This is a genomic window from Actomonas aquatica (assembly GCF_019679435.2).
GTDB lineage: Bacteria > Verrucomicrobiota > Verrucomicrobiia > Opitutales > Opitutaceae > Actomonas > Actomonas aquatica.
The window spans coordinates 3,645,437-3,657,891 of record NZ_CP139781.1 but is presented as its reverse complement, the minus strand read 5'-3'; the positions used below and the strand labels follow the sequence as shown (position 1 = coordinate 3,657,891).

Annotated in this window: 7 protein-coding genes; 3 read left to right on the top strand and 4 right to left on the bottom strand. The window is 65.1% G+C overall.

The genetic code is table 11. The features are described from left to right. Window positions 1-147: 147 nt before the first annotated feature. The 4 genes from K1X11_RS14220 to K1X11_RS14205 all read right to left on the bottom strand — a co-directional run bounded on the left by K1X11_RS14220 (window position 148) and on the right by K1X11_RS14205 (window position 7,208). The gene (locus K1X11_RS14220; protein ID WP_221031477.1) at window positions 148-3,339 is read right to left on the bottom strand and encodes an efflux RND transporter permease subunit; all 3,192 of its coding nucleotides are present in this window, start codon (window positions 3,337-3,339) and stop codon (window positions 148-150) included. Beyond that, window positions 3,339-4,529, bottom strand: coding sequence for an efflux RND transporter periplasmic adaptor subunit (locus tag K1X11_RS14215; RefSeq protein WP_221031476.1), 1,191 nt, complete (start codon window positions 4,527-4,529; stop codon window positions 3,339-3,341). The genes K1X11_RS14220 and K1X11_RS14215 overlap by 1 nt, the downstream gene beginning before the upstream one ends. A 469-nt stretch (window positions 4,530-4,998) precedes the next feature. Further along, complete coding sequence (locus tag K1X11_RS14210; RefSeq protein WP_221031475.1) at window positions 4,999-6,432, bottom strand: efflux transporter outer membrane subunit; 1,434 nt, start codon at window positions 6,430-6,432, stop codon at window positions 4,999-5,001. Further along, window positions 6,429-7,208: a CerR family C-terminal domain-containing protein gene (locus K1X11_RS14205; protein WP_221031474.1), complete on the bottom strand. Its 780-nt coding sequence runs from the start codon at window positions 7,206-7,208 to the stop codon at window positions 6,429-6,431. Before K1X11_RS14205 ends, K1X11_RS14210 begins: the two co-directional genes overlap by 4 nt. Window positions 7,209-8,041: 833 nt before the next feature. Between K1X11_RS14205 and K1X11_RS14200 the strand changes: the two genes are divergently transcribed. The 3 genes from K1X11_RS14200 (at window position 8,042) to trhA (ending at window position 12,297) form a co-directional block, all read left to right on the top strand. Next, window positions 8,042-8,491, top strand: a complete 450-nt coding sequence (locus tag K1X11_RS14200; protein WP_221031473.1) for a hypothetical protein — start codon at window positions 8,042-8,044, stop codon at window positions 8,489-8,491. A gap of 188 nt (window positions 8,492-8,679) precedes the next feature. Then, window positions 8,680-10,845, top strand: coding sequence for a hypothetical protein (locus K1X11_RS14195; RefSeq protein WP_221031472.1), 2,166 nt, complete (start codon window positions 8,680-8,682; stop codon window positions 10,843-10,845). Window positions 10,846-11,655: 810 nt separating this feature from the next. Next, window positions 11,656-12,297, top strand: a complete 642-nt coding sequence (gene trhA / locus K1X11_RS14190) for a PAQR family membrane homeostasis protein TrhA (RefSeq protein ID WP_221031694.1) — start codon at window positions 11,656-11,658, stop codon at window positions 12,295-12,297. Window positions 12,298-12,455 lie beyond the last annotated feature (158 nt).

Here is a 12,455-nt window from a genome sequence, read left to right as displayed (position 1 = left end):
GACGGACACGAAGGCGAACATGCAGGTTTGGCATCATTGCGTCCTCCGCGTCGACTGGGTGCTCTGCCTCACGGTCTTATTCATGGCTCCGTTCCCTTGGTTTCCTTATGTAAAACCAACCCAACCCTGTCCAGCCTCACCTTGCCGTTACGCTCCCGGTAGGAGTTTGCGGGTGAGGCGTTTTAGGTCTTCCAGGACCATGATGAGGGAGGGGACCAGGATGAGGATGATGGGGGTGGCAAAGACGATGCCCATGGCGAGCGACACCACCATCGGGATGAGGAAGCGGGCTTGCAGGCTGGTTTCCATCATCATGGGCAGGAGGCCGAGGCAGGTGGAGAGACTCGTTAACAGAATCGGACGGAAGCGGCGTTGGATCGCGGCGAGCGCGGCCTCCAACGGGCCCTGTCCGCGCTTGCGGCAGGCGTTCATGTAGTCGAGCAGCACCACCGAGTCGTTCACTACCACGCCGGTGAGCGCGACGATGCCGAAGAGCGAGATGAAGGTGAGGTCGTAGCCTAGCACGAAGTGGCCGAGGATCGCGCCGATCACGCCGAAGGGGATGGCCGACATGATCACGAAGGGCTGCAGGTAACTGCGCAGCTGCGCGCCGAGGATGATGTAGATCAACATGAGCGCGATCATCATGTTGCGCGCGAGGCTCTGCAGGTCCTGCGCCTGGTCGCGCGTCTCGCCTTCGAAGCTGGCGGCGAGGCTGGGGAAACGCGCTTTGAGCTCGGGCAGGGTGTTGGCGTTGAGGTAGGCAATAACGTCGTTGGGCGTCGTGATGGCGGCATCGACATCGGCCGTGACACTCACGATGCGGCGGCCGTTGACGGTGTTGATCTGCGAGTAGCCGATTTGCTCCTCAATGGTGGCCACGGCGCTGAGCGGCACTTCGCGGCCGTCGCGCAGCCGGATGCGCGTGTCGCGCAGGGTGGCGAGGCTTTCGCGGTCGGCCTTGGGGTAACGCACATACACGATCACTTCGGAGCTGCCGCGTTGGATGCGTTGCACTTCCTGCCCAAAAAAGGCGGTGCGCAACTGCCGGCCCAACTCGGCCGGGGTGAGGCCGACGGCGTGGCCTTCGGGCGTGAGGTGGAACAGGTATTCGGTTTTGCCGGGCTGGTAGCTGTTGGCGACGTTGATGGTGCCTTCGATGCCTTCGAGCGCGACCTTGAGGCGCTCGGCGGCGGCGTTGAGGCGCTCCTCCAGCGGATGACTCAGCTCGATCTCGATGTCGGCGCCACCGCCGATGAGGGAGCTCTGAAACTCCAGCGTTTCCACGCCGGGCAGGTCGTGCACGCGCTCGCGGATCATGGCTTCGATCTCGGACGCGGCGTAGTTGCGGTAGTCGGACGGCAGGAGCTGGATGTTCACCTGCCCGAGGTGTGCGCCGGAGCCGCTGCCGCCGCTGGAGCGCGGTCCCATCGATTGCCCGGCGACGGCGCCGATGCTCACCGACACACTTTCAAACGCCGCCTGACCCGCCTCGCTCTCGACCTCATCGCGCACGGCGTAGGCGGCGTCTTCGATGGCGGTGATGGTGCGCTCGGTCACCTCAAACGGCGTGCCCTGCGGCATGGTGAGGCTGATGCTGATGCGGTCGCCCTCGATCTGCGGGAAGAAGATGAACCGCACGATGCCGCCGCGCACCATGCCGATGGTGATGATGGCGATGCCGACAAAGGCGGCGAAGGTGGCGTAGCGATGGCGGATGGCGAACTCGGCAAACGGCACGACGCGTCCGCTCACAAACTTGCCCAGCAGGGTGGTCACGCCGTCGCGCATGCGCGCCATGATGCCGCGGCTCCAGCGCGTGGGACTGGAGAGGTGGGCCGGCAGGATGAAGTAGGCCTCCATCAACGAGACGAAGAGGATAACGATGACGACGGCCGGCACGACTTTGACGATCTGGCCGAGCGTGCCGGTGCTGAAGAGCAAGGGCGCAAAGGCCGCCATGGTGGTGAGCACGCCCACGGTGACCGGGGCGATGATGGCGCGCACGCCGCGCAGCACGGCGTATTTTTCGCCCTTAAATTCCTCCTGCGCTTCGAAGATGCTTTCGCCGGTGACGATGCCGTCGTCGACCACGATGCCGAGCACCACGATGAGCGCGAAGAGCGACACCATGTTGATGCTCACGCCGAAAAGGTGCAGCAGCATGAGGCCGCCGAGAAACGACACGGGGATGGCGGCGCTGGTCCAGATCGCGAGCTTGAGATCGAGGAACAGCATGAGGATGAGAAACACCAACACGAAACCCAGCAGGCCGTTGCGCACCATGAGCGAGATGCGGTCGCGCAGCACGGTGGTGTCGTCCTGCTGCAGGCTGAGGTTCACGCCGGTGGGCAGGGAGAGGGTGTCGAGGTAGGCCTTCACGGCGTTGGCGACGGCGAGGGTGTCCTCGGTCTCGCTGCGCTTCACGTCGATGAAGGCGGCCTGGTGGCCGTTGAAGCGGCTGGTGAGGTTGGAGTCCTCGAGGCCGTCGAGCACGGTGGCGATGTCGCCGAGGCGCAGCACGGAGCCATCGGGCAGGGTGCGGATGGCGATGGTGGCAAACTCGGGACCGGTGTAGCGCTTCTCCTGCACGCGCAGCAGGATGTCGCCCTGCGCAGACTCGACGGTGCCGGCGGGGATGTCGGCCGAGGCGGCGCCCACGGCCTCGGCGACGGCGGCGAGGGAGAGGCCGTAGTCGCGTAGTTTTTCTTCGGATACTTCGATCGAGATTTGGTAGTCGCGAATGCCGCGCAGGTCGGTGAGGGCGACGCCGGGCAGTTGTTTGAGTTCGTCCTCAATGGTGTCGGCCCAGAAGCGCAGGGTCTTCTCGGGCGCGTCGCCGTAGATGGCGAGGGTGAGCACGTTGGGGGTGGGGCGGGCCTTGACCACGATGGGGCGCTCGGCGTCGGCGGGCGGGAAGGCGGTGAGGCCGTTCACGGCGGTGTCGACCTCGTTGTAGACATCGTCGGCGTCGGCGAAGTCCTTGAGTTCGATGCTCACCACGCCGCGTCCCTCGGCGGCGGTGGCGGTGACGCGTTTGACGCCCTCGATGCCCTGCACGGCCTCCTCGATGCGACTGGTGATGGAGTCGGCGACCTCGTAGGGCGTGGCGCCGGGGTAGGGCACGGTCACGGTGATGACGCGCGGGTCGATCGACGGGAAGGTCTCGGTGCGCATGCTGAGCGCGCTGACGAGTCCGCCGATGACCAGGAAGGCCATGAGGATGTTGGCCGCGACGTGGTTGTCATTAAACCACGCGATGAGCCCGGTGGGACGGTGCTCGGCGGGGTGGCCGGGGGCGGCCGGGGCGGCCGAGGAGGAATCGTCGGGCGAGGCCATCAGCGGGAGGGGGCGGAGGGCTCGGTGGTGGCGGTTGCGGCGGCGCTTTCAGCCGCATCGCTGTCGCTGTCATTGCTGAGCGAAACGGTGGCGCCCTCGGCGGCACCGGCGAGGCGGTTGGTCACGACCACGGCGCCGGGGGGCAGGTGGCGCAGGGCGAGGGTGTCACCGTCGGCGTAGAGGATGTCGGGCTGGTGGGCGTGCAGGGTTTGGTCGGCGGCGACGAGCCAGACCACGCCGTTTTGTTGGAGGGCGCTGGCGGGGATTTCGCTGATGCCGTCGAGCTGCGGACCGTGGATGGTGACGCGAGTGAAGACGCCGGGCACGAGGTCGGCGGGATCGTCCTGGAAGCCGAAGCGCACGGTGGCGAAGCGGGTGGTGGGGTCGAGGCGGGCGGCGCTGCGTTGAAGTTCGCCGGGGTAGGTGCGGGTCTGGCCGAGGTGGGTGGCGGTGATCTCGATGCTGGCGCGGGCGGCGGTGAGCAACCACTCGAGTTGGCGGCCCTCCAGCGAGGACACGACTTCGAGCGAGGCGAGGTCGAAGGCGCTGCCGTAGCTCTGACCGGCCTGCACGAACTGGCCGGGGGCGATGCGGCTGGCGAGCACACGACCGGCAAAGGGCAGGGTGTAGCGGGTGCGTTCGAGGGCGAGTTGGGCGTTGCCGAGGGCGGCCTGGGCGGCCTGCAGATTGGCCTCGGCTTCGGCGAGTTGGGGACGGCGAGCGACGAGGTCGGGCGCGGGTTGGTCGGGGTTGAGTTGAGACCACTCCGCGACCGCGGCGGCGGCCTCGGCGTGCGCGAGTTGCAAGGCGGTGCGGGCGCGGGCGACCTCGGCGGCGAGGCGTTGGGTGTCGAGTTCGTAGTCGCGCGGATCGACCTGGAAGAGCGTGGTGTCGGACGTGAAGGCGCCGCCCTCATAGAAGGCCGGGTCGACCGCGACGATGCGGCCGCTCACCTGTGGCACGATGTTGATCTCGGTGCGGGCCTGGACAGTGCCGGTGGTGGCGAAGACCAGTTGGTAGGGTGCGGGATCGACGGTGACCGTATCCACAAACAGGGCACGCGTGCCGCCGCCATTGCGCCCGGCCGGCTCGTAGTGCGTCTGCATGAGCCGATTGATGACAAAGGCCACGACCACAAAAACGATGACCGCGACAAGCTGGATGAGACCGGAACGTTTGGAGGAACTCATGAGAAACTGGTGTGCTGGGGACTGGAAGCTGGGGGCTAGGTGGTAGGGACTGGGTTGCTGGTCTGCTGGGGGCTGGGGATTGGGGCGCTGGTTTTTCTAACACCAAGGTAGCAAAGGGAGCGAAGGACCGGGGCGGTGGCTGGTGGCTAGGTGGTGGGTGGCGGGGGACTCAAAGGGTGTAGCTGCGTTTGAGCCGAAGGCGAAAACGTGGCTCGGTGGAGCGGCCATCTCGCAGCTACTGGGAAACTCGATCCCATCGTTGCCTCTCGGTTATCTGCGCTTCTCTGCGTCATCTGCGGTTAAATAAGAATCCTAAGCGGTGCCTCTCGGATCTGTGTTTATCCGTGTTCATCTGTGGTTAAAAAACTGCGTGGAATCAGCGCGTTGCCTCTCGGTTATCTGCGTCTCTCTGCGTGATCTGCGGTTGATAAAAACTCTGTGGTTTTGGGTGCGGGAGTTGCCTCGCGGCTCAGGGTTCGGGGTCGAACCAGGTGCCGCCGAGGGCGAGGTGGAGGTTTACGCGGGCGGTCCAGCGGGCTTGTTGGGTGAGCAGCCAGGCCTGCTCGGTGCGGTAGCGGCGTTGCTGGGTGTCGAGGTAAGACTGCAGCGGTTGCAGTCCGCTGCGGTAACGCTCGGCGGCCAGGCGTTCGGCGGCGCGCAGGGCCTCCAGCGAACGGGTTTGAGCGGCGAGCTGGCGGTCGAGTTCGCGGTCGGCCTGGAGGGCGGTTTCGACTTCGCGGAGGGCGTCGAGCACGTCGTTAGCGTAGGCGGCGGCGAGCTCGCGGGCGGCGGATTCCTGCAGGCGGAGATTGGCGCGCAGGGCCCCGCCGGCGAAGAGCCGTTGGGTGATGCTGCCGAGGAGGGAGCCGACGAGTTGGTCGGTCGAAAACAGGTCGTCGAGTTCGGGGCCGGCGACGCCGATCGAGCCGCCGAGGGTGAGCTGCGGATAGAGGTCGGCGAGGGCGATGCCGACGTTGGCGGTGGCGGCGCGGGCGCGCAGCTCGGAGGCGCGCAGGTCGGGGCGGCGGTCGAGCAGGGCGGCGGGCACGGGCGGCGCGGGGGCGGCGGGCGGCGTGAGCAGCGGGAAGTCGCGCGGGGTGGGCGCGGTGGTGCCGGGCGTGCGGCCGAGCAAGACGTCGAGTTGGTAGAGCTCGGCGGCGAGCTGGCGTTGGTAGAGCGGGACGTCGGCCTGGACGGTGGAGACGTTTTCGGCGGCGAGGTAAACGTCGCTGGCGGTGGCGCCGCTCGCGCCGAGTTCGTAGCGGCGGCTCACGAGATCCTGGAGCAGCTCGCGGTTGGACGCGTTTTCGCGGGCGAGCTCGAGCAGGCGTTGGTTGACGGCGATGGCGACGCGGCGGTTGAGCAGTTGGGCGATGAGCGCGTGGGAGAGCGCCTCCTGCTCGGCGGCGGCGGAGAGGAAGGTGGCGGTGCCGGCCTCGATGGCGCGGCGGCGGCTGCCGAAGAGGTCGAGAGTCCAGGAAACGTTGAGATCGGCGGCGTAGGTTTCGGTGTAAACGCGGTCGCCGGCGGCGTTGGTGGTGAAGGCGCGGCGGGCGTCGGCGCCGGCGGAGAGCGCGGCGAGGTTGCCGCCACGGGTGGCGTTGAGGCGCTCGCGGGCTTGGGTGACGCGCTCGGTGGCCTGCTGGAGGTTGAGGTTGGCCGCGAGCAGGGTGTCGACCAAGCCGGCGAAGGCCGGGTCGTCGATCTGCGTCCACCAACGGGTCATGGCGGGGGCGGAGGGTGTGGGCTCGGGGGCCGGTGCCGGCGCGTTGACGAAGGCCTCGGGTGGCGGCGTCGGCAGGGTGGGGCGTTCGGCGGTGGGGCCGACGGTGCAGCCCGCGACGAAGGCCACGGAGGCGAGCGCGAGGAGGACCGGCGAAAGCGAGCAAAGCGGCGGGGTCATGCGGATGCGGCAGGAGAAGGGGAGGCGGAAGAGGACGGGGTAGCGGCAGCGGAGTCGGTGTCGGCGTCGGCAAGCACGGGCAGGTTGAGGCAGGCCTCGACGTTGGCGTGGAGCACCTGGCGGATGGAGGTGACGAGCGCCGGGGTGAGAGCCGGAGTGCCGAGCGTGCGCAGGAGGCTTTCGCGGCTGACGGCGAAGCCGAGGATTTGGCCGAAGAAGGCGTGCACGCGGATTTTGGCTTCGTTGCTGGTGGGATCGATGCCGGTGGCGGTGCCGAGTAGGAAGAGGAGCTTCGACTGCACCCGTTTGAAGCACTGGTCGTAGATGTGATCGAAGGCCGGGGTCGGGCGGGATTGCTCGCGCACGATGATGAGCGCCCAGAGGCGGATCTCCTCGGACTGCACCATGAGATCGGCGAGGTGATCGAGCAGGCGCAGCAAGGCGCGGCGCGCGGCGGCGGGATCGTTGTTGGCGGCGGAGACCTCGGTGACGAGGGCCTCGGCGGTCGGGCGGATGTGGGCTTGGAGGCGACCGATGATGTAATCGATCACGGCGAGGTAGAGGCCGTCCTTGTTGCCGAAGTGGTAATTGATGGCGGCGACGTTGGCTCCGGTGGCCTCGCAGAGCATGCGGGTGGTGGTGCCCTTCAGGCCGTATTCGCCGAACAACTCCAGTCCGGCCTCGACGAGCGCCTGTCGCGTGCGACACCCGCGCCGCTCCCGGCGATCCGTCGGCGGCGTGGCGGATTCCTCAACACGATCGTTGGTGGAGACCATGCCGCGAACAATTCAAACAAATGTTTGAAATGCAAGCCATAGGATTAAGCAGGTGAAATAAGGAACCGCGACGGGCTGCTGGTGGGCTGGATACTGGGCAGCTGGGTGATGGGGGGACTGGAGGGCCGGCGGTGAGGCAACGCGGTGGATTCACACCAAGGTAGCAAAGGGAGCGAAGATGGGGGCTGGGTGGATGGGTATTAGGTATTAGGTATTAGGTGTTAGGAACTGGGGCTGAATGCTGATGGCTAATCGCTGAGGACTGTGGACGTAGCTGCGTTTGAGCCGGAGGCGAAAGCGTGGCCGCGTTGTGACGGCGAGCTCAGTTACGGAGGCGTGGGCGAGGCTTCCAGCCTCGGCGCGTTGCGTTGCCCCTCGGTGATCGGCCGGTGAGGTTGACCGATTAGTCCAGGGCGGAGGGGCAGTGCTCCCGCGGCAGGATGCCGCGGCCACATTGGGCACGTCTGAATGCGTGGCCCGGTGGTTGGTGGCTGGTAACTGGGTGCTTCCCTGGACGTAGCTGCGTTTGAGCCGAAGGCGAAAGCGTGGCCCGGCGGAGTCGACCATCCCGTAGACGCGGGATCGCTGCGCTCCAACGCAGCTACGTTCCCTCCCGGCTTCGCGTTTCTTAGCGGTCAATAAATACCAGCGTGTTGCCTCGCGGCTCTCTCACCACCGTTCGCTTGCTCGGCCTGCGAGTTGGTCTACTTGTTGGCGGTGATGAAACCTGCGTTGTTCGCGTGTTTGGTCCTGAGTTTTTGGTTTACGGGGCTCATTTTCGGTGACCGGAGGCAGACTGCAGGAGTCAAGTAGTGGGGTAGACTAGTGCTGTAATGAAAAACCTCATACGTAATCTCTGCGCCCTGCCGTTCGCCGCGCCGTGGGGTTACACATTGATGGTATATTTCTGCCTGTTGTTTTCGTTTATGCTCCTCATGGCATTGAACCCCTTCGCTACCTTTCGCCGGGACGGAGTGGAGATCACTTTTCGCGAGTTTTGGGCGTCGGGCGCGGGACCTTTTGGTGCCCTGGTAGGACTTTCCGCTGGGCTATGTGCCCGTGGTTTGATCATGCGTCGTCAGCGCTCTCAATGGAGCGGTGTCTGGATGGGAGCCGTGATGGCGGTGGGGGCCGCGTTCTCACAGGCGTGGCAGGCAGTCATCGTTTTCCTTACGGTTGGTTTCCTGACGACCATCTACCTGTCGACGAACCGCGCGGTTGCGCTTTATTTCGCGGAATTGAACGAGAACGACGATGACCAGTCTGAATCTGAAGGGCGTTAAGTGAATACTCCGGGGCCTTGCCCCCCGGCCACAGCCTCCCCGCCATCTGTGCTCATCTGTGAACTCTGTGGTTAAACACTAGCGAAGTCCCAGCGTGTTGCCTCGCGGCTCTCTCACCACCGTTCGCTTGCTCGGCCTGCGAGTTGGTCTACTTGTTGGCGGTGATGAAACCTGCGTTGTTCGCGTGTTTGGCCCTGACTCTAGCGTTTGTTGCCCGGGGAGAAGCACCGACGCCCGCTGGCTTTAAAGCGGCGTTGGCGGAGACGCTGAAACCGGCGAATCGAGTGGTGGTGCGGGAAATGGATTTCGATTCCGCCGACGGGTCGATGCCGGTGCTGTTTGATAAGACCGACCGGGCGGCGATCGAAACCTTGGTTGCACATTTCGAACCGACGGGCGACGGGGGGCACTGTCTGTGCATCGGCACTACGCTGGTGGAGTTTTATCGGGAGGAGGAGTTTGTGATGGGTTTTACCGAGCATCACCTCTTTCGACTGCGCAGTGAATCGGCTCCGTGGGGCGGTGACTTGGAATTGGCGGGAGAAGCAGAGGCGAGCTTGTGGGCGGGCTTCGCGGAGATCGGCTTTCCCTATTTTGTGGAGCGGCGCGATCGGGAGAAACTGGAAGAAGCAGTCCGCGATGCCCACTGGGCGGAGTTTCTCGCGGTGTTTCCCGAGCCGGTGCGGACCCTGGTTCCCCGGGGGATCAGCATCGAGGAGCGAGTGGGACGTGATTTTGGCGAACGCCTCTATGAGGCAATGGGCGATTCGGTCGAGAGTGTGCACACCTTGTGGAGAGCCCTGCACTGGCAAGCCACGGAGGGACACCTGTCGGCTTGGGCTTATAGTCGCCAACCGTTTCGGGCGATCGGGGAGGCCTTGGAGGGCGTATCGCCGGCGGTGCTGGAGGCGGCGGTGGACGGTCTGCGGAGCGACGATCATGAATCTCCGTTGAGGCTCGGCGCGGCGGTTCATCTGCTCACGTTGAGCGGCCACGAAGGTGCCTTGGGAGAGGCCATGGGGGATGCGTTGTGGCAGGAACTGGTGAGGGACCTGTGGCGGGACATCGAAGCGCGTGATGCCGAAGATGCCGCCACGGTGATCGAGGCCTGTCTGAATACCGGCGAAGAGAAACTCGCGGGGATCATGTTGGAGTGGTTGCGGGAGCAGAACGCACCAGCTCCTCCGATCGAAGAGGAGGTGCGCAATCCGCGAGAGGTGCGCTTCCCCTATCCGGGGGTGTTGGTTCGGGTGGCTCTCCGGCTGGCCTCGTGGCAGCGAACGGAGGCGCTGCCGGTGATCGCACATCTGTGCGAGGTGTGGCCGGCGGGGCCGGACAAGCTGGCGCTGGAGGTGGCGAGGGCGCAGCTGGATCCGGCGCGGGTGGCGGATCTCGGCGAAGCTCACCTGCTGTGTGAATTTGAGGACGTGTCCGCCGCGACGCACAAACTCCTGTTAGGCGAGGGGCGCGAATTCCCGCTCGAGCTGTTGGTGAAATTGGCGGCGGAGAGGGCGGAATCGGGTGTCGTAGAGATCGAGTTCGTGCCGTTTGAGTCCCCCAAGGCCTGGGCGCGGGCGCGGCTGGCGGAGCAGGGCTTAAAGGCGTTGCCGATTCAGCGGGAACACCGCGGCATCGTCGCTGCGAGCGAGGAGCAGGCGCTGGAACGATTGCAGGCCGGCGATTTTGAGAACGCCCGTCGCCTCTACCAAACTTTGATAACGGATCCGGAAAAACCGCTGATGGGAGTTTGGGCGAGTGCTGGCACGGGGCGGGTGGAGGAGGCATACGCCAGCGTCAGTGTGCTGGTGGACGGTGGAAACCTGAGCCGCATCGATGGTGTGGTGACGGATGAGGCGGTGCTGGCACGTGGCCTGTTGTTTTTTGCCTGGGGGCAATTTGAGGAAGCTGCAGCCGACTTTGCCGCTGCCCTGCGACTGGGCAGTCGAGACGATGAATGGTGCTACGCGCTGCAGCATCTCGCCATGCAGTTGGCCGAGAAACCGGACCGATCGTTGTTGCCGCAATGGCAACGCTATCAGGGTTTTCCGGATAAGAATGGTGAACCCTTTGTATCCCAATCTGACGCCACCCTGCTGTATTTGCGGGGCGAACTGGATGCCGCTGCGATGCTTGAATACGCCCATGGCCGCGCAAGTGAAGTGAAGGACTGGAACCGTCGCGACCTGTCGCGAGCCCATTGGGTGATCGCAACGCAGGCCCGCGTCGCGGGCGATGAGCAGACCGAGCTGGCACACCTGCGTCAGGTGCTGGCGTTGGCGGATTACACGGATGGCGCCTACGTCTTGGCGCGGTTGCGCGAACGTGAGCTCCGCTGGGCATCCGATCCGTTGTGACGGAGCAGTCTCCTTTTCTACGGAGGTTTTTTACACCAAGGCAGCAAAGAGGCTGGCTGGTGGCTGGGCGCTGGCGGCTCGGTGCTGGTATCTGGTGAACTGGGCGGCGAGGCAACGCGGAGGACTTACACCAAGGTAGCAAAGGGAGCCAAGGAGGGAGCTGGGGGGTGAGGCAACGGGGAGCGGCCGACACGGCCGCTGCTACATTTTGGTCAGGTTGTAGCCGCGGGCGTGTCGCCCGCGTTCGTTGGACGGGTGGAGGGCCGGTGCTTGCGCCGGCCGCACACAAGGCTTGCCCGCCTCTGCAGGATGCGGCCCTACATTAAGATTCCCGTCATTGCCTCCCGGCTTCGCGTCTCTTCGCGTTCTTCGCGGTGAACAAATACCCACCCTGCCTCCCGGCCATCTGCGTTTCTCTGCGCTCTCTGCGGTTTTAAAGATCGTTGGGCTTAGGCGCGTCACGCGGCCGACACGGCCGCGGCTACATCAGAAACCCAATCCGTGTTTATCAGTGGTTAAAAACCTGCCGTGGATCGGTTCGTTGCCCCTCGGCTTCGCATTTATTCGCGCCCTTCGCGGTTATTAAATTCCGGCGCGTTGCCTCTCGGATCTGTGTTTATCTGTGTCCATTGTTTCGTCACTGCGTTCCTCAAGTGTCGCTGCACTCGGTAGTGGTTAAAGACGGCGTGTGTTCGGCGCGTGCCGCCCGGCTTCGCGTCACTGGCCCGCCTCTGGAGGGTCCGCGGTTAATCCGTCACCCGCCGGGAAACAGGATTGGCGGTTGTCGTGCGACCTGTTGTGGTGCGCGGCATGCAGGCGACTGAGACGTTGGGGGAAACCTGGGCCAATAGCCTCACCCATGGGGTGGGGGCGCTGCTGAGCATCGCCGGTTTGGTGGTGCTCCTGGTCACCGCGGCCAACGGCGGCGACGCGTGGCAGGTGACGAGTTGTGCGATCTTCGGCGCGACGCTCATCGCGCTCTATACCGCCTCGACGCTTTACCATGCCCTGCCGGGCGAAGCGCTGCGGCGCCGACTGCGCAAGTTCGACCACGCCGCGATCTTTCTGCTCATCGCCGGCACCTACACGCCCTTCATGTTGGTGACGCTGCGCGGCGCCTGGGGCTGGAGCCTGTTTGGCGTGGTGTGGGGTTTGGCGGTCGCGGGCGTGACGCTGAAGTTCTGGTTCGCCGGTCGGTTTAAACTGCTCTCCACCGGCGTGTATTTGGTGATGGGGTGGTTGGTGTTGATCGCGCTCAAACCGCTGATCGCCGAGCTGCCGCCGGGCGGCTTCACCTGGCTCATCGCCGGTGGTGCCTGCTACTCGCTCGGCACCGTCTTTTATCTCTGGCGCAAATTGCCCTACCACCACGCCGTCTGGCACCTCTGGGTCTTGGCGGGCAGCGTCTGTCACTGGATCGCGGTCTTCGGCTGGGTCGCGCAACCCGCGTGAGGGACCGATGAGGCGGCCGCGGCGGGGCCTGCGGGACGCGGTTTTTTAACCACAGAGTTCACAGAGGGACACAGAGCCGAGAGGCAGGATGAATGGGGACCCGCGAGGGCGCGAAGAGTCGCGAAGCTGAGAGGCAGTGCGGTATGGCCGCAGACGAC